Origin of the sequence: Paenibacillus sp. EKM211P, assembly GCF_011066175.1 — a bacterium.
Lineage (GTDB): Bacteria > Bacillota > Bacilli > Paenibacillales > Paenibacillaceae > Paenibacillus > Paenibacillus polymyxa.
On the sequence record NZ_JAAMNS010000011.1, the window covers coordinates 58,808 to 83,411 of the forward strand.

Below are 24,604 nucleotides of genomic sequence, written 5' to 3' on the forward strand. Positions count from 1 at the left end.
ATTAGCGAAGAAGAACAAAAGACAATATTAGCAACACCACAGAATGTTTAGCCAGCGTATCCAATCGGATGCGCTATTTTTATGCCCTCGGAGTGCTCGGGGGCTTTATTTTTTAAGGAGGAAAAGGTAGTGGGCCAAATAAAAATGTTTGGCAGCACCGTATGGACCGCAATGGTTGGGGCATCGGAGAAGGAGGCGGCGGCAGGGGGAGTTACGGCGCTGACTGGTCTGATTGTTACATTTTTGGGTGGGTGGGACAAGCCGCTGAAGGTGCTGTTTTATATGATGGTGGCAGATTATATTTTCGGAGTTATCGCAGCTTTTAAAAATAAGAAAGCGGACAGTAATGTGATGTTTTGGGGAGGAATCCGTAAGGCTACTGTTTTAATGGTGGTGGGTTTATCTGCACAAATTGATGATTGGTTACAACCAGATGCGCCTATTTTTAGGATCGCAGCGATTTATTTTTACGCCGGTCGTGAAGGGCTGTCACTGGCCGAGAATCTTGGGGCATTGGGAATCCCATTGCCGTTCAAGCTTAAAAGTTTCTTGCGGCAGTTGAAAGACAAGGGAGATGAAACAGATGCAACAACGAAATAGACGTAATGCACAAGGGATTGACGTATCTCATCATCAGGGCAGCATTGATTTTAAAAAGGTTGCTGCAGACGGGATCAGTTTTGTTTTCATTAAAGCTACACAGGGACGCTCGTTCCGTTCAAAAACATTTTTGCAGTTTGTGAAAGATGCGAAGACGGCTGGCCTGCTTATCGGGGCGTATCACTACATTGACGACTCTGCCAATACGCCAGAGCTGGCCCGACGAGAGGCGGAAAACTTTGCAAAGGCAATAAAGGACGCTGGAGGCGCGTCCACGTTTGACCTGCCGCCCGTGATGGACTACGAGTCCCATAAGTCCAACCTTAGCAAAACGGCGATTACAGCCGTAGCCAAGGCGTTTTTACAGGAGATTGAGCGGCTTACTGGAGTGCGTCCGATTGTTTATACGTATCCGTCATTCATAGGCAATTTTTCGGGGCTGTCCAGTTATCCATTATGGATTGCAAGGTACAGCGCTACACAAGTACCACCAGATGCGTCCGGTTGGACACGTTGGGACTTTTGGCAGTATTCCGATGGTTCCGCAGGCGGAACGCTGCCGAACGGGAGAATGCGGGTCAATGGCATTGGCGGACCAGTGGACCTTAACGAGTACAACGGAACAGTGGATGAGTTACGTAATTGGATCAAGGGAATGAAAAAGGAGGAAAAAACAGTGTCAAAACAACAAAGAGACATTAACAAAGTTAGCCCATGGGCAGCCGATGCGTGGAAGGAAATGACCCAAAACGGGTATTTTGATGGAACCCGTCCAGGTGCGCCAATTACTCGGGAAGAAGTTGCTGTTGCTCTTAATCGTCTACGTAAAAACATTCTAAAAGGGGATAAGTAATTATTATGATCGAACAATACATTACAACCATTGCACTATCCGCTATTGGCCTGGTTACAATCGGAGCGCTGACTCTTGGCACGGCGGTATACCGAAAGCTAAAGCCATTGTATGAGGCTCGTTTTACAGCAGAGCAGCGCAAGCGAATTGAGCAACTGGCACATGATGCCTATGCTTATGCCGAAACCAAATTTGCAGGCCAAGGAGCTGCTAAATTCCACGGGGCAACTAAGTACCTCGCAGATAAGCTGGGGGCGGTTGGAATACAGGTTGGTTCGGATGAAATAGAATCGGCAGTGCAATTGGCTTGGGAACGTTTTAACCCTGGTAAAACCAAGCGCGTTGATTCTGAATTACAGCCACCTGAAGATGTAGCTAAAGCGGCTGTTTCGGCTTTTGCAGCTAAAGTTAGCGAATTGGTAAACCAAGCTGTGGGAGATAATAAAGTACCTACAGTTTCTACTAAAGAATCAACTGCTGTTCCGGCTACACAACCGCCTGTTACTGCCGAATAATCACAAACGTTTGGGAATACGAAGCGCCCTACTGGCTTAAAGCCGGTGGGGTGCTTTTTTTGTTTACAGGAGTACCCTTATGACAAACGTAGCTTTTCCACATGATTCGCAAAAAAGATATTGACAATTGGTTAATTTCTGTACAAAAATAGTAAATGATTATAAAATACTGGAATTTCTATGCGAAGGGTGGCTATGACATGAAGCATACACCTACGATTCGAGCAGAATTAGACAGATACCTACAACAAAAGGGCTGGAGCTTATCGCAATTTGGGCAAATTACAGGGATGAACAGGGGAATAATAAGTAGCATTATAACAGGCAATAAATCTATGTCTGTTAACCAACTTGACCTACTGACTGAGGGCATGGGTTTACCAGAAGGTCACTTTTATGATCTATTTATAGAAAACTACATCATCGACACGCCCCCGAATATGAGACGAATCGAGCCATTTTTATTTCGCTGTGCGGAGTTGGATAAGCTGGATGCAATCCGTCGAGTGGTGGGGGCCATCATGGACAATCTACTGTATTCGCCCAAACTATTTGACATTGCGGAGGAATTATCGGCACAGGGACGACATGCGGCTGCATTGTTGCTCTATGAGGGTGTAGCTGAAACGGAGAAATATCAACATTCTGAGCGTTTGGCAGTTTGCCAATATCGTATTTTCACGATTCAGATTGGGGACGACCAAAGTCAGAATCTCAAGGCAGCTATTTTGTTTGAGCCTTATGTTGAGCGTTTGGACGAAATTGACCAGCTTGACGCACTGAAGGATTTAGCCAACGTGTATAGGTCATTGCGTAAATGGGACAAGGTAGAGGAAGTAGCAAAATTAATGAGGGCTAAAGCAGAAATTCAATATAATTTGAAACATGAACATAAGAGTCGAGGAAATACTGAATGTACTGATAAGCTAAGTCGTCCATTGTTTGTATACATTTCCTATGCTGACCTGCTGTGTGCAGGTGTCTACGAAGCCCAAGGCGATTATCACCAAGCTCTACAATATACATACGCCTATGCTAATTTAGATTGGGTTAAAGAGACAGACAAAGATACCCAACACTGGATTGGCTTGTTTAAGCACTGGTCAAAAGCTAATATTATTGTCAATAAGCTTTTATCCGGAGAAATAAAGGTGCTACAAGATTATATTGAATACATCGATGCAGCAGAGGATACAACTCAAGAAGATAAGGTCATCCAGCTGCTGAATATTATGATAGCAGCTAACCGATATGATATTGATGTTAGTAACATAATTAAACGCTTTGAAGCGGACGTTTTATTATTATCGCAACACTCACCAAGTGATATGTATACTCATCAAGTGGTACCAGATTATTTTGCTTGGTGCGGGTACGAGTTGGCTCATTATTATTTACATCGAAGTTCTTACGATGATGGTTTTAAACATTTGATGTATTCTATGGTAAGTTATCATACACTAAATAATGAGACTTATTTCATAAATTGTATGGGGCTATTTCTACATTTTCGAGAACATGCGACTCCTGAAACCAAAGCAAATTTTTTAAATCTTATTGAAAAGGTGTGGATGAACAATGTTAAAAAAAATGGCACTGATGATCGTCGCGGCTAGCTTTTTGTTAATTGTTACTGTACCTATTCATTCGAATGGCATAGAGCCTCAAGTACAGCATGGAGGGGCTTAAAAGTCAGTAGAAGCAAATCCCGCTAACCTTAATTGGTTGGCGGGATTTTTGTTGAACGATCTGAGGAAACAGTGTGTTTAACGAATCTAAGGACAGTGTATTGAACAGGACCCCTTTCAAAACCTCTCCTTCTTTATATATGATTCCCAAAACTGAAGAATTAATGTGTAATTAAAAGCAATACTGCATTACAAGTAATGTATATAAAATAAGCTGTCTGTTATGATTAATTGAATTAGCAGGTTAAGATAAAGTAACCATAAAGATCAGATAAATAGTCGAAAGGGTACGCTTTATAATATGGTTATTTACCTGCTTATTAACCAAAAGAAAAAATAGGTACTAACTATAAGCCCTTCTCTTTTTCTTCCGAATTAGCATGGTCAGGAAGAGGAGGACAGGCAGAGCAATCTGAAAGATAGGCCAGATTTGAATCAAAGCTACATGAAGACCGAACCACAAAAATTCGGTTAACCTTGGGGAGAGAAACGTAAGACCGTATATGATGATGCTTAGCAACAGTAGCGCAGGCTTATATCTAAAGGGGGTTATCGTTTGAAGTCCAATGACGGCCCCATACATAAAACCAGCTGTTTTGACTCCGATTCCAATAAATAGAATCATCGAAAATAGGACATCAGCTCTCTCAACGATTTTCGGTAGCTGAATTAGTTGTGTAACCTCAAATAATGGATAGGTGCTTGATGCTGCCCATTCCGGACCTAGAACCAGGATTGTAAGTTCATTCATTACAATAAGGAACACAGCAGTAATCCAGTAAACAATGACGATCGATCGCTGTAATTTACGTTTATCCGTGACAATCTTGAACAGCACAAGAAAAAGAACCGTCTGCCCGAAGGGAAAAGACACGATCTCGGGAATAGCAGCCTTCACTACAGGAGTTAAACCATTCTCCAATACAGGAAACAAAAATTCATAGTGAATGATTCCCGTAAAAGGAGTAAGGAATAGTAGCATACCGTAACCAAAAGCCAAAAGAGGCAGAAATATATGACATGAAAGGAACCAGACTCTCGGTCCAAACCGTACTCCATCAGCACAGACAGCTAACGCTATAAGCGTAATAACTTCGGTAGGGGTTCTGTTCAACAATGTCAATGCGCCGAGCTCACCAATGTCCCTGACACTCCTGGAAGCTTCATAAGCAAAGTAGCCGATGAACAAAAGCCCCCCCAGACTACCAACCCATTTTCCCCAATAATGGCATAGAAGCTCATACAAATCCCGGTGTGGGTCAAGCTTATGCATGTATAAGTACATGATTAGCAGTACGAAGCCTGCAAGTGCACCGATCAGCATGGCTAACCATGCATCTTGCTTGGCTTTAGCTCCCAATAGGAATAATGTTGTACTGCCAACCTGAAACAAGGAAAAGGCGATAGCTAATCCGGATACCTTGGTGACGGTTCCACTCATACTCTTTGAGTCCCTTCATACAAATTGGTTTAGGTTTGACTTCCGATATGCTTCTGCAGGAGTCCAGGACGCTTAATCCGTGCATCCACTCGAATGTCCAGTTCTATCCTCTTGAACTCTTGATCCCAGTCTTTTTTTACCGTTTCCCACTCCCTTGGGAAACTCCGGTGAATCCGGTCAGCAAAACCCGTTGCATCTACACCAAGTTCCTGAAGTTTAGCCCAGCCCTCATTTATCGTACGGGTCACTTCTTTTGCAATCTCTTCTTCCAAATCGTGTACGGTCTTTGTCTTGGAAATATCCTTAGTGCATGTTGTTTCATTTAAAGTCCCGTTAATTTTCACTCCAACCTGCATAGTGTAGTGAGAACTGGTTTTTCTGGGTGTAAGCTTTACATGAGCAGAGCTTACTAGTAGGGAAGAGTACATTTCCCTACCGGGTTGTTCGCCGCATGGGAACGAAATTTCAGTGTTGTTAACCTTTTGAGACAGATAAGATACACCCAGACTCTCTTCCTTGTTGAGAAACCCTTTGAGCTTTCCTTTTTGGAATATCGCCAATTTAGTCAGTGCCAGCTTGAGCGGAGCTGAAGTTTTTTTGAAGACATCCAGACTCTCTGCTTCCTTCTCGTTCTGATAGTCCCTTTCTCCAATCAACTCGGCGACAGGTACCCCGATGGATTTGGAATCCGAGTTCATACTTAATACGAACTCATAAACCCTAACTTTCGGAAACAACGATAAAATATCGCTCTCTTTGTCGATTAATTCAGCCATGGCGGCACCTTGAAGTTTTTCTGGCGGCAACAATTTCTTTAATAGATCGGATGCTAATCCATCTGTTACAATCATATTGACCATTTCCCTCGCTTCCGTATTACGAAGATAAAAATCGATTAAACGGTCCATTCCCTTCTCAGCCGCTCTTTTGCCGATAAATACAACACGATTATGTGCTACGTAAATTCGTCTTGATGTTTTTAAATTGCTGTACAATAATGCCTGGCTATAGGTTTTGGACTTTACAGAGAATACATGGGATGCCGGTTGAGAAGACCCTCCGGTTCCTCCTCCGGTACCACTTGCAAGGGCGGAGGGAACAATAAGCTGATAGGACATCATCCACTGTCCGTCGTCCATCATATCTACCCCTGTAGCTGCAGTTACCCACAACTCATTCAGTTCGGTTCGGTTCCAGCAACCCGGCAAAATGAATAATATGACCAAGACCAAAAAAAACCTGCCTAATTGGGACATATCGGTTCCTCCTTACGCCATGGGATCTCGGCCGTGTTCCCCCGCTTGTTCTGCAAATGATTCCTGTTCCGTTGCTTGTCTTACTTGATTGGAACTCCCCATCATTTTCGGCCGTTTCTTCATTTTCCACCAAGGTACACGCACTAACATGTCCTTCATATTGCTCTTATAGAAAGGTGCGATCGGTACCATATAAGGAATGCCGAACGAATTCATAGATACTAATCGAACGAGGATGGGAACCAAACCCGATAAAACTCCGTATAATCCAAATAAACCCGCTAACAGCATGAGTCCAAATCTGAGCAAACGAACAGACCCCGCCATATTGATCGCAGGCATCACAAAGTTGCAGATAGCTGTGAATGACACCACAATCACCATAGCTGCGGAGACCAAACCCGCCTGAACGGCAGCTTGTCCAAGAACCAACGCCCCGACAATAGAGATTGCAGGTCCTACTGCACGTGGCATTCGTACACCTGCTTCGCGGATAACCTCAAAGGTCAGCTCCATTAACATCGCCTCAAGCAGGGCTGGGAATGGTGTATTTTCTCTCTGTGCAGCCAGAGTGATAAGCAGTGTTGTAGGCAGCATTTCCTGGTGAAACGTAGTTGTTGCAATGTAGAACGAAGGTAATAGCAATGCCAAGAAAAAGGATGCCATCCGAACGATCCGAAGAAAAGATGCCAAATCATAACGTTGGTAGTAGTCCTCACTGGAAGAGATGAACCGAAAAAAGGCTACGGGAGCAATCAATACAAATGGAGTCCCATCAACCAATATCGCTACCAACCCTTCAAGCAAGCTGCCTGCTACAGCATCCGGGCGTTCAGTGTTATATATAGTTGGAAAAGGTGTCCATACCCCATCTTGAATAAATTCCTCGATATAGCCACTTTCGAGAATACTGTCAGTGTTGATGGAATCTAATCGTCTGGAGATTTCCTTAACCACCTCCGGATCTGCTAAGCCTCGAATAAATGCTACCGATACCTTCGTCTGCGTATATGATCCGATAATTCGAGAATCAATGTGGAGGTCAGTTGATTTGATCCTTCTCCGGAGGAGCGCGATATTGGTGGATATATCCTCCGTAAACCCCTCTTTAGGGCCGCGAATTACTGTCTGCGATGTTGGCTCCTCAACTGCTCTCTTAGCCCCCCCGCTGATAGAAGCTGCATAGGCCTTGGAGCAGCCTTCAACGAGGAGAACTGCTTGTCCATAAAGAACGGCATGGATAAGTGATTGCTCATTTTCCAGGCAAGTGATCCCCCCAATAGGGATAAGACCCATCAACCAAGTTTCAGCATTGCGATCAGAGACATCTCCATTTCGAATACCTGCAGTGAGTTCCTCCAGCAGTGTCGTTAAAATTTGTTGATCAATCAGACCTTGAAGAAAACCTACAGCGAGAACCGGATTTCCCTGTTCATCGTTCAAACAACGAAGATTGAAATCCGTACTATGTCCTATTTTCTGCTTCAGCAGGGTCATGTTGTCCTTAAGCGTACCACTCAGCTTTTCGGATAGATCAGTCGATTTTTCGTCATTAACTGGTTCAGGGCTCGTGCCACTATTAGATCGTGAAGGCTGCTTAAACAACCATTTTTTTAACTTATCAACCACAGGAATACATTTCCTTTCTATTTAGCAGTCAACTATAATATGTTGTTATTTCACGATTTGTATGTACGGATCTTGTGAAAAATGATTGCATACCAATCCACTGTGTTTATTGTAAAGATGCCCGTAAGCTTAACGTTAACATGCTTTAATTTGTGGGTAGCATGAGTGATTGCTGTTGTAGCCATTACAAAAATGCTTCATATAATGTGTTATGAATTAAAGGAAGGAGAATGGCATGCTGAGTGAGTTAGAGTACAAAATACTCCAAGTACTTTATGACCTTTGGGAGCAAAAGCGAAAGTTAGAAAGGATTGAGGAGTTAGAGTTTAAAACAGGAAGGAGTAAAAAAGACATTGAGAGGGCGTTGTCTGATTTAGAACAAAAGAAGTATATTATTCGAAGTGGTAAGTGTTCCAAGCGCGATTATATTTTTGTTTGGAAGTTAAGAGACACTAAAAATTAAGCTCCTTCACTACACTACGTGCTCCCAAAATTTCAAGTACATAAACCCTATTTATATCAGGAGCTATAACAAGGATAAGTTAACTAGATAATATACTGATATAATATACTGATAAACGAAAGTGGGATTATTGTTAAACAGTAAAAAGCTCTACTAACTTAATTGGTCGGCAGAGCTTTTTTTACTTAAAGAAATTGCTTACAGAAAGAAGACATTCTAGGTAGAAATAATATGAGTCCAATTTTTAAATGTTCGGTGAAAATTCAGCCCTTAGAATGGCTGTTGCATTGAATAACGTTTCCCGTTAGCGTAATGGGTTCATTGTCATTAGCCTCAACCGCTTACCTGTTTGCTCAGACTCGTGGCAACAGCTGGGGCATGATGCTTTTGCCATAATCCAAGACGTACCTATTAATCTCTGAGACAAGTTTTGTGTCCTTAGTTTTGTAGTGCACCTTGTTAATTACGAAGTAACCTGTACTAGAATATTGCTCATCACTCGAAAACATCAACGTAAAACGATAAAACAAAAAAGCCGCTAAAATAGCGACTTCAAATGGGACTATGCTCTTGTCCCCCGACAGTTAATCCAGATACAAAATCTCAATCTCGCCCGGAGCGAAGGATTGCTCTGCATAATTCCCCCCCCAATCACAAAGCGATCTCAAAATGGGTTCAAGTGATTGACCCAGTTCCGTCGTTGAATATTCCACCTTAGGCGGTACCTGATTGTACATCTTTCTGCGAATTAATCCGTCTGTTTCCAGTTCCCGAAGAGTTTGAATCAGCATCTTTTGCGATATATTATGAACGAGTCGCTTAAGCTCTCCCGTCCGTTTAGGTCCTTTTATTAAATAGTAAAGAACAAGCCCCTTCCACTTTCCTCCGATAACCTCTAGTGTAACTTCCAGTTCACAGAAAAATGTTTTCATATCAATTCACCATCTCCCGATCTAAGAATATCCCCTTCATGTATCGCTTAATCCTTCAAGGATCACTGAAGGAAAAATTGAACGTTACATGGAGGGGATAATACAATCGCATTTAAGTTGATTTAAAAGTCTTTGTCGTTTGAAAATTATTATGACCTGGTTAAACTTGAGCTACTCCGCCATCTACGAATAATTCAACGCCGTTTATATAGCTGCTTTCATTAGAGGCTAGGAACATGACAGCATTGGAGATCTCTTCAACCTGCCCCACTCTGCCGAGCGGAATATCATTTTTTGCCTGTTCAAGTAAATGATCTAGTTCAGAGCCAAATAACTCATCGTACGCCGGCGTTACGATTGTTCCCGGACTAAGGATGTTTATACGAATTTCGGTCCCTCTCATATCAAGAATCCAGCTGCGGACGAGCTGTCTGATCGCTGCCTTGGATGCACCATAGATACTAAACGCTGGCATCCCCGTCGAGCCAGCAGTGGATCCCGTTAGAATAATCGAACCTCTTTTATTTGGAAACAAAGCTAATGCCTTTTGTACTGTAAAGATGGTTCCTTTCACGTTGACATCGAAAGTCTTGTAGTATTGTGCTTCTGTAATTTCTCCTAATGGAAGAAATGACCCTAGTCCGGCATTTGCAAAGAGAATGTCCAAGTGTCCCTTTTCTCGCTTAACTGTTTCGAATAAAATATCTAGATCTTCCGATTTAGATATGTCACCTCGGACACCTGTAACATTCTTTCCGATCTGCTTTACTGCTTCATCCAGTTCACGTTGTCTGCGTCCCGTGATAAAAACGTAAGCCCCTTCTTTTACGAACTGTTGTGCCGACGCGAGACCGATGCCGCTTGTACCTCCGGTTACAACAGCTACCTTCCCGTCAAATTTCCCCATTCTATTACACTCCTTTTATAATGATTTATATGGTATAGGATGCTCTGTCTGCTTCATGAACCTCCTATGAACGATAGTATGGGGGAAAAGTTACAAGAAAAACAGTACCCACTTTTTTGTGATATAGTCACCAAAAAGTGATAATTGAGGCGGCACAAGCGCTTGTTTTTACAGCCTAACAGATGGAAGTGAGCTCCATTAAGTTTGAGATTGTATATGTGCTTTTAATTTCTGCCGGACTTATTTGTCCGGTTCTGTTGACCCAACAGGTGTCAATGCCCGACTGAAGACCACCTTTGATATCCGTATTCAATGAATCTCCAATGACAAGCGCATCCTTTCTATTAAATTCTGAAATATGACTTATGGCGTAATTGAGAAATTCTTCCTTCGGTTTTTGATAACCAATGCTTTGCGAATCAAAGATATCCTCGAAAAACTTATATAGCCCAGACTGCTTCAAGCGTTTGATTGCGTGTGAGTGATACCATTCGTGATTACGAACATTCGATGGGTCTTTGATAAGCGATGACAGACATCCATTGCGCCTTCCATAAGCAATGGGTTTCCATCTCCCAACAATTCTCTATACAAACCTCCCCATTCCAAGCCGACCACGATTTCCCCCATTCTCAACATTGTAAAAGAGGGCTCCAATTAATTACTCACCACATGATACCACGTATTTGAACTATCCTGCCCGTTAACTTAACGTCGCGGTTCAGTCTACAGTTTTCAGCAGGCGACCGTAGGATGCTGCTATGAAGGATCTGGAGATGAGACGGAGGGACTTGAGACCATTAAGGCATCTGCCTTGTACTTGTTGCCTCAATTATTTTCTTCTACCAAATCTTCTACCGAAATACGGATATCTGTAATACCTGACGGAACCCTATTTATTGTTGGACAGGCTATAGAGGCCTTGTAGAACCCATCAAAACTCTATTTCAACGCACTCGTAATGCGTAGACCGGGGGTTCAATTCCCTTCACCAGCATCTTATAAAATTCAAGTGCAGCGCGGCTTCCAGGCTTTTTGGAGGTCGCGCTTTTTGTTGGAGCGAGCATTTTTCTAACGTTCTCTTATGGTGGATGAATACCGAAAGCGGGTTGCACCAATGGCTGCCAAGTGGAATGAATAGCGCAAAAGCAAAGTCAATACGGTACCGCCGAAAGATGGGGAGCCAGTAAACGGTCAGCAAGAAGAACAACAACATGACGACGGTGTCGCGATGAAGGAAAGACATGGATGCAGATAAGCATCGGCTTGAGCAGCGGCCAGATAAGGATTCCAAAACTGGGCTAAAACACAAATATTAACTATGCATTAACGCCTAAGGGAAAATTGAATAGCATACACCGTAACGAAAAAATTCCTGAGGGAGTGGGTAAAATGAAGAATGCAAATCAGAATAGACAAAGTGGGAAACGTGGGTTAGGAGGACCGACGTATCTACTAAATCCAAATCAAGTGGCCTCGTTTATAAATCAAACGGTTGACTTTACACTTAATAGTGGGCAAAGAGTTTGTAGAGTCTTTATACATTCTGTATCACCCGAGACTAACCCTCAAAACTCAACTTATGGAGACTTCACCTATCTAGTTTTCCAAAATGGGAAGTTCTATATGATATCAAATAATGCAGCTAACATCTCACAAATAGGATTGGCCGGTTCAATTTGTATGTAAAATAAAGTGAGCACTCTAAACGGAGTGCTTTTTCTTTTGCATTTATTCGACAGGATGTAAGCCATTTTGAGTGCTCTTTCCGTTACATGGGAATGCCGGAAGGAGTGCAGAAGAGAACAGAGAGAGGGCATGCACACGCTCTGACAGCCTATTAGCCACCCACCCGAATAGTGGAAACCAACCCCAATAACCTTTTGAACATTTACACTACCTCTTTCATAGTATACGGCAGTTGATAAAGAGAGGAGGCTACTGATGGAAATACCAATAACAGGTTTTGTTGTTCATTCCGGTGATTCCGGTTCTAACCATTCGCATAAGCTTTTTATTAGTTCGTGGGATGGTAGACCAGTTAATGTTCACGTACATCCTTTTAAAGGGAATACATCACTTGATGTGGGACACTACCATCATTACGCTGGGGTAACAGAACCAGCTCCAAGTGGTGTTCCGCATGTTCATAATTATTATGCAGAAACATCATTTAACGATCAACATACGCATTTAATTAGAGGAACTACAGGACCAGCTATTCCCTTGACTGGTGGCGGGCATTACCATCATTTTGAAGGGTATACAACAGTAAACGGTAGAATTCCTCATGCCCATAGGTACAGTGGAAATACTGGAGATGAGAAAGAATATCGATAGTAATCAATTAGAAAAACTCAACCCGCTACAAATAGTGGACTGATGGAGTTGGTGCTGACGCTCAGATAGCAATTTGGATGGGAGTTTCAATTTAGAAAGCACTAGAATTTTAACTGCAAGGACTTATTGATGAAATGAGTGTATATTTAGCTCCTGTAGTAGAGGCAGGTACGAACCAGCAAACAATTGTTGAAGTAATGCCCAAATATGGTGAAGCTGCGGCCGCTATACTGTAACGTCCCCCTGATTATCAGCGTATCCTCCGGCTGAATAGCGGCCCGCCACGCGTGGCATTTTTGCGGACTTCCGCTATTGCCGTGCCCCAGATGAACTTTAATTAAACCAAGCTATCAAACAAAGGAAGAAAGCTCCAACCTTTTCTGGTTCGGGGCTTTCTTTGTTTTGCCAAAGGTCACATCATATTATTAAATAAATTAAAATAATTGCATTTACATTCGTGGGGGTGGTGATTGTGTAACATGGCGAGAGAACGGAGTCCTGAGCGGGACAAGGCAAAACAGATGTGGCTAGAGAGTGACGGAGCGAAGTTAGCATTGGAGGAGCTTAAACATAAGCAGAGTAACTCCTCGCTAACCTTAACTGGTGGCGGGATATTTTCTTTCTATTTACCTGCATGCCCAGTCACAGTGTGTATTCACACATATATTAAGGTGACGACAAATAAAGGAGGGCTAAAGTTATGAGTGGATGCGCAGGTCCAGCTGTTTGCGGTGCGTGGACTTCTACAACAGCAATCTTGGTGCTCTATATCCTTTTGGTTATCATCCTTAAATCATGTTGGGTGTAACTTTTTGAAAAGATTGTATACATCCCGCATTCATCAAGTTTCTTCCGAGATTTGCCCGAAATTAAATTAGATAGAGAGCTCTGCTAACCTTATGGTTGGCAGAGCTTTTTAATTAAAGAAATTGCTTACGTTACGGAGAATTTTAGTTCGCCTGGGTTCGTAGGCGCCGTTTGTTGGTCCCTGTGTTTATGGAAAAGAACGGGGAACAGGGTAATAATTGAGAGAGGACAAGTTAGGGAATTATCTACGAGACAGACCCTATAATCCGAGGTCTAGGATACCCGTTACGGATTACTGCCGGTTAGTTTAACGGTGTACTTTACTTCCAAATTACAGGGCGATGGGCTATTTATTATTTAAGGCAGAACCAATATTGAATTCTATGTCACGCAGGTGACTGATATCTCTCATCGGTGGGCGTCCGAATAAGCGGGCGTATTCTCGGTTGAACTGGGAAGGACTTTCGTAACCGACGCGAAATCCTGCCGTAGCAGCATCGTAGCCTTCCTTGAGCATCAGCCGACGTGCGCTCTGCAATCGAATGATCTTTTGATACTGTAGTGGGCTCATACCCGTTACTCTTTTAAAATGCTTGTGAAAGGTTGTTGGGTTCATGTTCACTTTTTTTGCTAACTCTTCAATGACTAACTGTTCAGAATAGTCACGATTGATTACATGTATTGCATTTGAAATACCTTGTGCATAGCTTCCGATCACAACGAACTGCCTGAGGAGCGCTCCTTGCTCTCCCTCCAGCACACGATAAAATATCTCCCGGATGTAGAGTGGAGCTAGTATCTCGATATCCGTGGGTGAATCTAAAAGATTGACGAGGCGTAGAATCGCATCTAACAGAAAGGAAGTGGACGGATTAACCAAAATGCCCCTTCCTGTGTCTCCCTTTTTCTGTGAACTAGATTTCTTGCTTATATCTATAATGACATCAGGGCTAAGTGTTAATTGTAAACTTAGGTACGGCAACTGCGGAGAAGCATGAGTAATTTTCCCAATCACTGGTAGATGTACGGATGCGACCATATAACTGGACGAATCGCATATGAAGCTTTCCCCAACAAATGTGACGGTTTTAGAGCCTTGGGCAATTACGTAAAGAGAGGGCATGTTGAGGGTATGCGTCGGTTCCGTTTCCGCGGATGTGCGCCTGAAACAAAGCTCTGAAATCGCAGTTTGGTGTAAACCGTCCGTAGACGTATGCCGTGCAATTTGCTTAGCTAACTCCGTAATGAGTTGGTTCAAACTTATTCACCAATCCTTTTTCATTTAAGCTGATATGAATATTGTAACTCAAACTAGACAGGATTAGGCAAGGAACGCGTATGAATCGTCTACCTGCTTTATTTTGATATTTCTTATAATTCAAGGCGAAAGACAATTTCCAGATGAAAGAAGGATTCGACTATGAGATTAATCCAGAATACAACCTTGTCCGGAATCAAAGATAAAGTTGTTGTTATTACGGGTGCAAGCAGTGGGATTGGTGAAGCGACTACGCTTTTACTGGCTGAGCATGGGGCAAAAGTCGTACTTGGGGCACGACGACCTGATCGTCTTGAAGCTCTTGCGGCCCGTATCGCGGAGGCTGGGGGTGAAGTCGTGTATGCTAGCACAGACGTCAGACGGCGGGAGGACGTAAACAAGCTCATCCATTTGGCATGTGAGCGATTCGGCACGATTGACGTTCTCGTGAACAATGCCGGCGTGATGCCGATTTCCCCCCTTGATGACTTGCGTGTAGAGGATTGGGAGAACATGATCGACGTCAACATTAAAGGTGTTTTGTACGGCATCGCCGCAGCACTGCCTGTCTTTCGCAAGCTGGGTTCCGGACATTTCGTCAATATTGCTTCTACAGCGGGACATAAAACTGTACCAAACCAGTCCGTTTATTCCGCCACGAAATTCGCCGTCCGCGCCATCTCCGAGGGTTTGCGACAGGAAGCTGGTGATAAGGTGCGGGTAACGATCATTTCACCCGGTTTGGTTCGGACGAATTTCGCTGAAGGTGTGACGAATCTGGAGGTGAGGACCCGGCTCGAAGAGTCTCGTGACCAGTTCGCAATGCCACCGGAGGCGATTGCCCGTGCCATTGCGTACGCGATCGAGCAGCCGGTTGACGTTGATGTGAACGAGATCGTAATTCGCCCCACATCTCAAGTGTAAGGTATAAGGGGGATGATAAGTAAGCCAAACGAGCAAATGTACTCGTTGAGGCTTGCTTTTTTTTGCCCCTATAGGAGCTGAGCAACCCACATTAAGAACCGGCTGAATGGCTTTTATTTATTTTTAAAAAGGCATTGAAATCTTTGTAACCCTTAGTTATAATACAAGACATAACAAATTAAAGCGCTTACATGAGAGGGGGTGAAGCAAATGAAGATTGCGGGAATGAATATTACGTATAGGCATTTTCCTTTCGAGCACTTCCTAGATCACGTGACTGAACTCGGGATCGAGCACATCGAGTTGTGGGCGGGCGAGCCTCATTTATACGTCTATCGGAATGTTCTTGGCAACTTGAGGCACATAAGGCAGCAACTGAAATCCCGAGACATGAAGGTCGTCTGTTATACGCCGGAACAGTGTGTCTATCCCTTCAATATTGCTGCTTCCGATTCCCAACTGCGGCAGAAGAGTATCGTATACTTCATAGATAATCTGTACGCGGCTCTGGAGCTGGAGACCAATATGATGCTTGTGACTTCAGGAATAGGGGACTTCGCTGTATCACAATTGGAATCATGGAAATATGCAAGCGACTCCATCTATCAGATATCCAGGGTGGCGGAGAAGGAAGGGGTGACTTTAGCGTTGGAACCTCTGACCCGATTCGAATCGAATCTAATTATCGATGCTAAGGGAATCAAGAGGATGCTGGAGGAGATCCGTTCTCCGTCATTAAAAGGGATGATCGACACCGTAGCGATGCAGCTCGCTAACGAGACACCCGAAGATTATTTCTCCCTACTTGCGGAGATGGTTCATTTCCACCTGATTGACGGTGACGGCTTGTCTGATGCGCATCTTGCTCTGGATGATGGGGTGCTGAATTGGCGGGAATATCTAACCAGTCTTCAGAGCCATCATTACGAGGGAGCTTGTACACTAGAGATTATGGGGTTCAATTATTATCAGAATCCACAGGAAGTACTTAGGGAATCAGTCAGGAAAATAAGGGGAATGGAAGTCTTATCACCTTGATTTGGAGGAACTCGTTATGAGTAATGACTCTCTTACACGAAAACTGGGCTTTTGGTCGGCCCTAGCCATCGCTGTTGGAACTACGGTAGGTTCCGGAATCTTCGTCTCTTCCGGTGATGTCGCAAAAGCTGCGGGTATGCCTTCGATCTCAATTCTAGCCTGGATTATTGGTGGAGTTATTGCGATTCCTCAGGTCATGGTGCTGGCTGAGTTGGCGACTGCCTACCCGCAAAATGGAAGCGGTTACGTATACTTGAATAAAGCAGGATGGAGGCCTTTGGCTTTTCTATACGGATGGGCAACCTTCTGGGCCCTCGATCCTCCGTCCATTTCAATTATGGCTCTGGCCATTGTTGCATACCTGGCGAGCTTCTTCCCTTTCTTCGTTGGAATTGCCGGTAAACTGCTAGGAGTAGCGATCATTCTGATCATCACGTCCATCCATTACCGTAGTGTTAAGGCAGGCGGTAGTTTTCAGGTCATTATTACGGCTATCAAAATCATCCCTTTCCTGATTGTCATTGTGCTGGGCCTCATGTATATGAACTTTGACAACTTTGCTTACACGCCCGTCGCAGGAGCGACAAGTTCAAGCTTAATTGGTGGCGTATCTGCCACGACGTGGGCTTACACGGGAATGGCCGCCATTTGTTTTATGGCTGGAGAATTCAAAAATCCAGGGAAAGTTCTCCCTCGGGCCTTAATTAGTTCGGTACTGATTGTATTGGGTTTATATACGCTGCTTGCGGTATGTGTCACCGGCCTAATGCCGTTCGATAAACTGATGGGTTCCAGCTCCGCTGTGTCCGACGCCGTCAAGTACATCCCCGGATTATCCGGCATGGCCTCATCTTTTGTAGCTGTTACCGCGATTATTGTTATCCTGGGTTCCTTGAGTTCTTGCATTATGTTTCAGCCTCGCCTGGAGTATGCCATGGCGAAGGATGGGCTGTTCTTTCAGCGTTTTGCGAAAGTTCATCCCAAATTCGAAACACCAAGCTTTTCGATTATTGCTCAGGTTACGTTGGCCTGTATTCTTGTGTTCTTCAGCAATTTAACCGAACTGCTGGGTTATTTCACGCTGATTCAGCTGGTCATTAACATTCTGGACTTTGCCGCGGTCTATAAATGCCGTAAGAGAGAGGATTATAACCCGATTTACCGCATGCCAATGTGGAGAGTAACTACTATCCTGGCTATCCTTGGGGCAGGATGGCTGGCTTGGGGAACCTTTACGTGGGCTCCAGTGCAGGGCATGATTGCCGCGGCGATAGTCATCGCAACGGGGTTGCCTGTGTATTACTACTGGGAGAAGAAGTATGGATCTAAAAGCAGTCATGACAGTAGTAATATAGTGACTTAGTCCGGATGAACTGAAGGGGGCCGATGCTGACTCGCTGATTTCCTTCAGATTTTACAAAAATAGTTGTTATAATTGTACTGTCTGGTTATGATACTATATATAATAAATAAAAATGGATGATATTGGAGAGGAACCGATCCAGTATAGGGAGGGAACGTAAATGTTGAATTTTGACGAACAGTTATTCCTTAAGCTTGTGGAACAAGAGGGCCTGGCCTTTAGAGGACAAATTGAAGAGATTGTAGACGGGATTGCCAAGAAAGGGTACAGCAATATTTTTCTGATTGGTGCGGGTGGCACAATTGCGATGATGTATCCTTATGAGTATATTCTGAAATCAAGCTCGACCATCGATGTGCATGCGGCGATTGCTGCTGAGTTTATGGTGATGAACAACAGACATTTCAGTAAGGATTCCGTATGTATTTTTACGTCTGTGTCGGGAACCACGCAGGAGACTGTTGCGGCAGCCGAGTTCTGTAAGGAACGGGGAGCGACTACGATTGCACTTGTGGCAGAAAGGGATACTCCATTAACCAAAATTGTAGATCACTGTATCACAACCGGCTCGGAGAAACATTCCTTCGATACATTCTTCATGCTCCTGTACATGGTTGTGTTCCGGTTCATGTATAACAACAATGAGTTCCCTCAATATGAACAGTTCACGAAGGAAGTTGCCTTATTGCCGCGTGCGATTCTGGACGCAGTCAAAACCTTTGACCCTAAAGCGGAAGCTTTTGCAAAAGAACATAAAGATACTGACTATCATATGATGGTTGGCTCCGGCAACCTGTGGGGGAACACGTACTCCTACGCGATGTGTATCCTGGAAGAAATGCAGTGGATTCATGCGAAGTCGATTCATGCGGCGGAATTCTTCCATGGCACGCTTGAGCTTGTGGTTGAAGATACCAGTGTTATTCTGCTGAAAGGCGAAGATGAGACAAGACCTCTAATGGATCGGGTGGAAAGATTCGCTGAGAAGATTACGAAGAAGCTGACCATTATTGATACCAAAGACTTTGCCATGGAAGGCATTAGCGAGGAGTTCAGAAAGCATTTTGCCGTAAGTATCAACTGGTCTGTACTAAGCCGTATCAGCGCCTACCTGGAGCGTGAGAGAAATCATCCGTTAACACTTAGAAGATACTATCGCCAAATGGAATATTAAGATACGCAGCCTTAGTTCATTCTATATTGATGCATTTGATTTGAGCACTACTTCGTAGTGCTCATTCTTTAATAGCAGGGAAGGCGGGAGCAAGATGAGAATCATTACAGTCGGGGATAATTGCATGGATGTCTATCAAGCAAGCGGCAAAGCCTATCCTGGAGGCAATCCGGTGAATGTTGCCGTCTATTTAACTGAAATGGGTGCAAAGACGGCCTATCTGGGCTGGGTGGGCACCGACATTTATGGGGAGATCATGATCCAGGCTATTCAGGACAAGGGTGTGGATACTTCCCGAATTTTAAAAAAGGACGGAAAAACAGCGGTAACCCACGTGGAGATGGTGGAGAATGACCGGAGGCTCGGCGAATACGACGAGGGAGTTATGGCACAGTTTTTCCTTACAGCAGAAGAGATCGATTTTGCTGGCCATTATCAGCTTGTCCACTCAGGGATATGGGGCCATGCCGATCCGTACTTTCCTCTCTTTAAGGAAAAGGGCCTGATCACTTCCTTTGATTTCTCGGATCAGTTGCAGGATGATCGGATACAGACATTAACGCCCTACGTAGACTATCCATTCTTTTCGTACACTCAGGATGATGACTATATCCGCCAACTTTTGGTAGAGGTCAAGCAAAGAGGAGCGCAGATTGCTGTAGCTACCTTGGGGGAGAACGGTTCGCTTGCTTACGATGGGGAACAATTCTTTCCGCACGGCGTGGGTAAGGTGAACGTCGTGGATACGATGGGAGCTGGGGATTCCTTCATTGCCGGGTTCCTTTACGGCCGATTGAAAGGGCTTTCAGCAGAGGACTGCCTGGAGCTTGGGACAATTACAGCTGGGAAGACGATAGGTTATTTCGGTGCATGGTGACTGGAGATGATCATCAATGTATAATACTTATTATAATCATTGATGGATAAGGATGAATTTACCATGAATTTGAATCCTTCAACCCCCCAGCCGCTGTATATGCAGATCAGGCAAATGTTGAAGAACGATATCCAGGACGGACGGTACAAACCGGATGAACAGATTCCAACCGAAGCAGAACTCTGTGATACTTATAGTGTAAGCCGAATCACTATACGGAAAGCAATTGAGGAGCTCGTGCGGGAAGGAACCCTGACGCGAATTCCTCGTAGAGGCACCTTTGTAGCCTCCAACAAATTTCATAATGAACTGTTATCCGTAAGCGGTTTCTCAGAGTTCAGCCACCAGCTGGGCATGATTCCAAACTCACGGATATTAAGAAGCGAAGTAATCCCGGCATCTGAAGAGGTGGCTGGACATCTTCTTATTGAAGAAGGCAGCCCTGTGTTGGAGCTTGAACGCTTGATGTATGTAGATGACCGCCCGCTTTTTTATGATATAGCCCATTATTCACTGACCCGGTTTCCGGATTTGGAAAAAAAGATCGCAATGAAAGAATCGACTTACAAGATTCTGGCGGAGGATTATAACACCGAGATCGTGAGCAATGACAAGATCATTGATGTGATCGGTGCGACTAAAGATTATGCGAAATTTCTGGAATGTGATATCGGGGCGAACTTATTCCGGATATTGAAGATTGCTTTTGATGCAAACGATGAGCCTGTTCATCTCTCCACATTTATGTGTGAGACGAATCGGGTCAACCTGACGGTCCACCGGGCAAAATAGGTTATGCCCATCAGGCTTATTTTCCAAAAAGGATTTAGCTTCGAAACGATTATACGGGTACTCCAGGACGTAGCTTTATTCATCAGAATTGCTTCTTTTACTTGGACCATGGAGTCATAGGCTCTGCTGGCTTACCACCGGCAGGCCTTTTTTGTGTGTTGAAATACGAAATCAAGTTTTTGTAAGATGATTGCAGGGGTGGTATAGAATTAGATATTTCAACCATAATAAGACAGCCTGTTTAATCCAAACGTAAGAGGAGCAGAAGAATGTGAAAAATAAATGGTTACTGGCATTGTCGTTAACCTTGGCGCTCGTTTTTAGCATGAATCCACTAGTTGTCGTGCAAGCGAAGGCGGGGGAGGATAAGGGGAACATTTGCCTAATCCCCAAAATGGTGCAACTGAAAGTCGATATGCAGAAGGTATGGATCGATCATACGATATGGACGAGAAGCTATATTGTCAGCGCCATATCTAATCGTCCAGACCAAAAGGATGTATTGGACCGACTTTTACGGAACCAACAGGATATAGGTAATGTGATCAAGCCTTATTATGGGGAAGCTGCCGGTAATGAGCTGGCTGATCTTCTGAGAGAGCATATTCTGATCGCAGGGAAAATCGTAGCGGCTGCCAAAGCGGGCAATCAGGCGGACGTGAAAAAGCTAGAGGCGGATTGGCATACAAACGCCGATGATATCGCCAAATTTTTAAGTGAAGCGAATCCGAACTGGCAGTTCAAAACGCTACAAGATATGCTGTATACGCACCTTCAGTTGATTACGGAAATAGTCCTTAACTGTATCAAAGGAGACTGGAAAGCAGATATTGCCGCAACCGATAAAAATGAGATCCATATGATTCATTTAGCGGACTTCCTGACAGAAGGTATTGTCAAACAGTTTCCAGAAAAATTTTAAGCGAGCATTATAGACGCTGCAAAGCAGATTAGCTTTTTATAATCACCCCAAAGGTGGCTATGGAAAGCTTTTTTTTCTATCCAATTCTCTACCGAAATACGGACAAAGGAAGAAAGCCCATCTAGCTAACAGCGAGGCTCCAAACTTTTTGAAGATCGCATTTTTTGTATGAAATTGGGACGTAATATGGTGCTAAAAAAAATAAATATTTTATATTATTTGTTTGTGCTAATATATCTCTATTCCATTACAACTAGAAATGAGGATATTGTGTGCACCATGACAAGGAATTAAAGCTTGTAGAAACAAATATTGCGAAAGGGATTGCTGTAGTACTACTTTTGATTCATCATCTTTTTGCTTTTCCTGACAGACTAAAGTACGACTATGTTTCATTATTTAGTTTATTTCATGAAAGAGGGGAGTTCTATTTAGGGCATTTTGGCCAGATCGCAATATCTATTTTTCTATTTTTAAGTGGCTATGGCTTATATAAGAGCAATGTTCAGAATCCACAGCATTTAATGCAGAAAAGCTTTACAAGATTAAGCAAAATCATGATAAACTACTGGGTTGTTTTTTTGCTTTTTATTCCGGTGGGTTTATACTTCTTTGGAACTTCCGATAGATTTCAACATAATTCAATAATGGATTTTTTGCGGAATTTTATAGCGCTGTCCAGTTCATATAATGGTGAGTGGTGGTTTTTATATGACTATATTCTGCTGCTATTAATTTTTCCGGTCACCTTCCAAGCCTTCCAACGTAACGCATGGGTAACTCTTCTAATTGCTGGCCTTGTTTTTTATAATTCATATTCACAAGGAAACTATTACAGTATTATGTATTGGCAGCTGCCTTTTATGATAGGGCTGTTCTTTGCAAAATATAAATTGTACTCATGGATGAGTAAGATTTATGATTCCATTATTTTCAATAATATACTATTTGATGTTATTGTTCTTGTGCTATTATTCCGTTTTCGTACTACGAGTCAATGGTTTGAGAAGACAACGATTGATATGATAATAGCCCCTATAGTTATCCTCGTTAGTATTCATTTAATGAATAAATTAAAACTAACCAAACCTTTCGTTTACCTAGGTAAAAATTCAATGAATATTTGGTTAACCCATACCTTTTTTTGTTATTATTATTTTCAGAGCATTGTTTTCTTCCCCAAGGTATCTATCTTGATTTTGTTGTGGTTAATTCTGTTAACGATACTTACCTCAATTATTGTTAACAGCATCATCAGTCTCATTAATAGCAAGGTGTACACTAAAAATATGGATCTTAATCCAAACCAAGTTGGAAGCCAAGTCTAGGTTGGTTTTTTGCACTCATTCAAGAGCAGTTTAGTTAAATACAAGCGCAGCGTCCATGCTTTTTGGAAGCTGCGCTTTTTTATTGAAATGAGCAGGTTGCAAACCCTATATTTATTTGGTTGAATACTCACTTACTTCGAATGTGAGAATTTTGTTGAAGATTACGTAGTCTTTGCGATTGCTGAACGGGCCTTTGTTATTATTATGCTTATCGATGGCAAAGAATGAAGCACCTCTGCCCGCATCCTTAGCGTCATACCAAGCGATGAAGGCATTCAATTCTTTTTTACTCAGATCGAATTCTTTATCAAATCCATTGTCCATCGTTACAGTTAGAATGGCGCGGTCACCAGTTGGTTGTGAGGAACCATCTGTATCCGACGGATCAGGTGTTGTAGACGGATCGGGCTTTGTCGATGGATCAGGCGTTGTAGATGGGTCGGGCTTTGTCGATGGATCAGGCGTTGTAGACGGATCGGGCTTTGTCGATGGATCAGGCGTTGTAGATGGGTCGGGCTTTGTCGATGGATCAGGCGTTGTAGATGGGTCGGGCTTTGTCGATGGATCAGGATTTGTAGATGGGTCAGGTGTTGTAGATCCACCTGTAGCTTGATAAGGCAAAAATCCTTCAGGAACTGGATATTTAAAATCACTTGCCCCAAAATTAGCAGTAAGTTTTTTTTCTGATCCAGTACCATTGTAGATTAGTGGGAACACTTGTGATCCAGTAAGTTCTGAAGGTTTTGCGATGCTTGTTCCTTGAGAAACCCCATTTTTATACCATGTGACTTTATCGTTGTCCAAATCTAAAGCTATACCAATCACGTCATTGCCGCCAAATATACTACCATAAGCAGTTCTTTGAATATTGTTTGATGTGTTCTTTGTTCTAATTAAAAGTTGACCATCCACGCCATATTTAGCCATCATTTCCCATGACGATGTGGGTAGTGTGCCTGTTTCGCCAGTAATTCCTATTAGAGTTATAGAATCGTATCTATTATCATTTACGCTTACTTCCCAGTACCATTTTCCTGAGGTTTTCCCAACAGTTGCTTTGTCGGCATCACCGTTACTCCCAAGAATTCTTACTAAAGAACCATTTGTCCAAGTTACATTTGTAGTCTCAGCTTTTGTAACTGTGGGGAACAAAGCGAACACCGAAGCTCCAATAAGAAGAGCTAACGCTATTGTTCCTAGTTTTTTATAAATATTTTTCATGACTTCCTCCTAAAATTATGTAATAACAAGAGAATTATAGAACTGTGTTGGGATAATTGTCCAAACATTAAATGATATATATTCAAATGAAAGTAATATATTGGAATTTATTTTTTCGTGAGGAATATGGGGGAATAGTAGAGGAGATTAAGCTAGAATCGGTCAAGATTGCAGGTAAAATTTTTATGAGAGACCAGCTTGAATTTCGGGTAGACTTGGTAACGGAAGAAAACCCTGAATGATTTAATAACTCCGGCTCAATTTCGGAATTGGATT

Annotated in this window: 25 protein-coding genes; 17 read left to right on the forward strand and 8 right to left on the reverse strand. The window is 43.1% G+C overall.

The genetic code is table 11. From position 1 onward, the window contains the following. Positions 1 to 129 precede the first annotated feature (129 nt). The 4 genes from G9G57_RS16060 to G9G57_RS16075 all read left to right on the forward strand — a co-directional run bounded on the left by G9G57_RS16060 (position 130) and on the right by G9G57_RS16075 (position 3,584). Complete coding sequence (locus G9G57_RS16060) at positions 130 to 600, forward strand: phage holin family protein (RefSeq protein WP_164965234.1); 471 nt, start codon at positions 130 to 132, stop codon at positions 598 to 600. Next, the gene (locus G9G57_RS16065; RefSeq protein ID WP_164965235.1) at positions 584 to 1,453 is read left to right on the forward strand and encodes a glycoside hydrolase family 25 protein; all 870 of its coding nucleotides are present in this window, start codon (positions 584 to 586) and stop codon (positions 1,451 to 1,453) included. Before G9G57_RS16060 ends, G9G57_RS16065 begins: the two co-directional genes overlap by 17 nt. 5 nt (positions 1,454 to 1,458) lie before the next feature. Next, on the forward strand, positions 1,459 to 1,968 hold the full coding sequence (locus tag G9G57_RS16070; RefSeq protein WP_164965236.1) for a phage holin, LLH family: 510 nt from the start codon (positions 1,459 to 1,461) through the stop codon (positions 1,966 to 1,968). Between the two features lie 200 nt (positions 1,969 to 2,168). Further along, entirely contained in the window at positions 2,169 to 3,584 is a 1,416-nt protein-coding gene (locus tag G9G57_RS16075; RefSeq protein ID WP_164965237.1) for a helix-turn-helix domain-containing protein, read from the forward strand. Between the two features lie 415 nt (positions 3,585 to 3,999). Here the strand turns inward: G9G57_RS16075 and G9G57_RS16080 are convergent, their stop codons facing one another. The 3 genes from G9G57_RS16080 to G9G57_RS16090 are packed head-to-tail and all read right to left on the reverse strand — an operon-like array spanning position 4,000 to position 7,982. Beyond that, positions 4,000 to 5,097: a GerAB/ArcD/ProY family transporter gene (locus G9G57_RS16080; RefSeq protein WP_164965238.1), complete on the reverse strand. Its 1,098-nt coding sequence runs from the start codon at positions 5,095 to 5,097 to the stop codon at positions 4,000 to 4,002. Between the two features lie 29 nt (positions 5,098 to 5,126). Beyond that, positions 5,127 to 6,353, reverse strand: a complete 1,227-nt coding sequence (locus G9G57_RS16085; RefSeq protein WP_164965239.1) for a Ger(x)C family spore germination protein — start codon at positions 6,351 to 6,353, stop codon at positions 5,127 to 5,129. Between the two features lie 12 nt (positions 6,354 to 6,365). Continuing rightward, positions 6,366 to 7,982: a spore germination protein gene (locus G9G57_RS16090; RefSeq protein WP_164965240.1), complete on the reverse strand. Its 1,617-nt coding sequence runs from the start codon at positions 7,980 to 7,982 to the stop codon at positions 6,366 to 6,368. A gap of 235 nt (positions 7,983 to 8,217) precedes the next feature. Here G9G57_RS16090 and G9G57_RS16095 point away from each other — a divergent pair, with 235 nt between their 5' ends. Then, positions 8,218 to 8,445: a hypothetical protein gene (locus G9G57_RS16095; RefSeq protein WP_164965241.1), complete on the forward strand. Its 228-nt coding sequence runs from the start codon at positions 8,218 to 8,220 to the stop codon at positions 8,443 to 8,445. 584 nt (positions 8,446 to 9,029) lie between these two features. Here G9G57_RS16095 and G9G57_RS16100 read toward each other — a convergent pair. The 3 genes from G9G57_RS16100 to G9G57_RS25930 form a co-directional block, all read right to left on the reverse strand. Continuing rightward, positions 9,030 to 9,377, reverse strand: a complete 348-nt coding sequence (locus G9G57_RS16100) for a winged helix-turn-helix transcriptional regulator (protein ID WP_019685981.1) — start codon at positions 9,375 to 9,377, stop codon at positions 9,030 to 9,032. Between the two features lie 160 nt (positions 9,378 to 9,537). Next, on the reverse strand, positions 9,538 to 10,284 hold the full coding sequence (locus tag G9G57_RS16105; RefSeq protein ID WP_164965242.1) for an SDR family NAD(P)-dependent oxidoreductase: 747 nt from the start codon (positions 10,282 to 10,284) through the stop codon (positions 9,538 to 9,540). Between the two features lie 175 nt (positions 10,285 to 10,459). Then, the gene (locus G9G57_RS25930; protein WP_238799305.1) at positions 10,460 to 10,747 is read right to left on the reverse strand and encodes an HAD-IA family hydrolase; all 288 of its coding nucleotides are present in this window, start codon (positions 10,745 to 10,747) and stop codon (positions 10,460 to 10,462) included. A gap of 1,481 nt (positions 10,748 to 12,228) precedes the next feature. Here G9G57_RS25930 and G9G57_RS16120 point away from each other — a divergent pair. The 3 genes from G9G57_RS16120 to G9G57_RS25935 all read left to right on the forward strand — a co-directional run bounded on the left by G9G57_RS16120 (position 12,229) and on the right by G9G57_RS25935 (position 13,432). Next, the gene (locus tag G9G57_RS16120) at positions 12,229 to 12,624 is read left to right on the forward strand and encodes a YmaF family protein (RefSeq protein WP_017428058.1); all 396 of its coding nucleotides are present in this window, start codon (positions 12,229 to 12,231) and stop codon (positions 12,622 to 12,624) included. Between the two features lie 479 nt (positions 12,625 to 13,103). Next, entirely contained in the window at positions 13,104 to 13,328 is a 225-nt protein-coding gene (locus tag G9G57_RS26430; RefSeq protein ID WP_017428057.1) for a phage terminase small subunit-related protein, read from the forward strand. Then, the gene (locus tag G9G57_RS25935; RefSeq protein WP_017428056.1) at positions 13,325 to 13,432 is read left to right on the forward strand and encodes a hypothetical protein; all 108 of its coding nucleotides are present in this window, start codon (positions 13,325 to 13,327) and stop codon (positions 13,430 to 13,432) included. The genes G9G57_RS26430 and G9G57_RS25935 overlap by 4 nt, the downstream gene beginning before the upstream one ends. Before the next feature lie 345 nt (positions 13,433 to 13,777). Here the strand turns inward: G9G57_RS25935 and G9G57_RS16130 are convergent, their stop codons facing one another. Further along, on the reverse strand, positions 13,778 to 14,689 hold the full coding sequence (locus G9G57_RS16130; protein ID WP_107734773.1) for an AraC family transcriptional regulator: 912 nt from the start codon (positions 14,687 to 14,689) through the stop codon (positions 13,778 to 13,780). A 162-nt stretch (positions 14,690 to 14,851) separates the two neighbouring features. Between G9G57_RS16130 and G9G57_RS16135 the strand changes: the two genes are divergently transcribed. The 8 genes from G9G57_RS16135 (at position 14,852) to G9G57_RS16170 (ending at position 23,107) form a co-directional block, all read left to right on the forward strand. After that, positions 14,852 to 15,613, forward strand: a complete 762-nt coding sequence (locus G9G57_RS16135) for an SDR family oxidoreductase (protein WP_107734774.1) — start codon at positions 14,852 to 14,854, stop codon at positions 15,611 to 15,613. Between the two features lie 210 nt (positions 15,614 to 15,823). Further along, positions 15,824 to 16,651, forward strand: coding sequence for a TIM barrel protein (locus G9G57_RS16140; RefSeq protein ID WP_017428054.1), 828 nt, complete (start codon positions 15,824 to 15,826; stop codon positions 16,649 to 16,651). A gap of 16 nt (positions 16,652 to 16,667) precedes the next feature. Then, positions 16,668 to 18,014 carry an amino acid permease gene (locus G9G57_RS16145; protein WP_017428053.1) on the forward strand — a complete coding sequence of 449 codons (1,347 nt, stop codon included), beginning with the start codon at positions 16,668 to 16,670 and terminating at the stop codon, positions 18,012 to 18,014. Positions 18,015 to 18,174: 160 nt separating this feature from the next. Next, a complete protein-coding gene (locus tag G9G57_RS16150) occupies positions 18,175 to 19,188 on the forward strand; it encodes an SIS domain-containing protein (RefSeq protein WP_016819460.1) in 1,014 nt (337 codons plus the stop codon). 94 nt (positions 19,189 to 19,282) lie between these two features. Continuing rightward, positions 19,283 to 20,065: a fructoselysine 6-kinase gene (frlD, locus tag G9G57_RS16155; RefSeq protein WP_164965243.1), complete on the forward strand. Its 783-nt coding sequence runs from the start codon at positions 19,283 to 19,285 to the stop codon at positions 20,063 to 20,065. A gap of 63 nt (positions 20,066 to 20,128) precedes the next feature. Further along, positions 20,129 to 20,857 carry a GntR family transcriptional regulator gene (locus G9G57_RS16160; RefSeq protein ID WP_016819462.1) on the forward strand — a complete coding sequence of 243 codons (729 nt, stop codon included), beginning with the start codon at positions 20,129 to 20,131 and terminating at the stop codon, positions 20,855 to 20,857. A gap of 271 nt (positions 20,858 to 21,128) precedes the next feature. Continuing rightward, complete coding sequence (locus G9G57_RS16165) at positions 21,129 to 21,779, forward strand: hypothetical protein (RefSeq protein WP_017428051.1); 651 nt, start codon at positions 21,129 to 21,131, stop codon at positions 21,777 to 21,779. 272 nt (positions 21,780 to 22,051) lie between these two features. Beyond that, on the forward strand, positions 22,052 to 23,107 hold the full coding sequence (locus tag G9G57_RS16170) for an acyltransferase family protein (protein WP_164965244.1): 1,056 nt from the start codon (positions 22,052 to 22,054) through the stop codon (positions 23,105 to 23,107). Between the two features lie 111 nt (positions 23,108 to 23,218). Here the strand turns inward: G9G57_RS16170 and G9G57_RS16175 are convergent, their stop codons facing one another. After that, complete coding sequence (locus G9G57_RS16175) at positions 23,219 to 24,328, reverse strand: SPRY domain-containing protein (RefSeq protein ID WP_164965245.1); 1,110 nt, start codon at positions 24,326 to 24,328, stop codon at positions 23,219 to 23,221. Positions 24,329 to 24,414: 86 nt separating this feature from the next. On the opposite strand from G9G57_RS16175, the gene G9G57_RS16180 reads away from it, so the two are divergent. Further along, positions 24,415 to 24,570 carry a hypothetical protein gene (locus G9G57_RS16180; RefSeq protein WP_164965196.1) on the forward strand — a complete coding sequence of 52 codons (156 nt, stop codon included), beginning with the start codon at positions 24,415 to 24,417 and terminating at the stop codon, positions 24,568 to 24,570. The last annotated feature ends 34 nt before the right edge of the window (positions 24,571 to 24,604 follow it).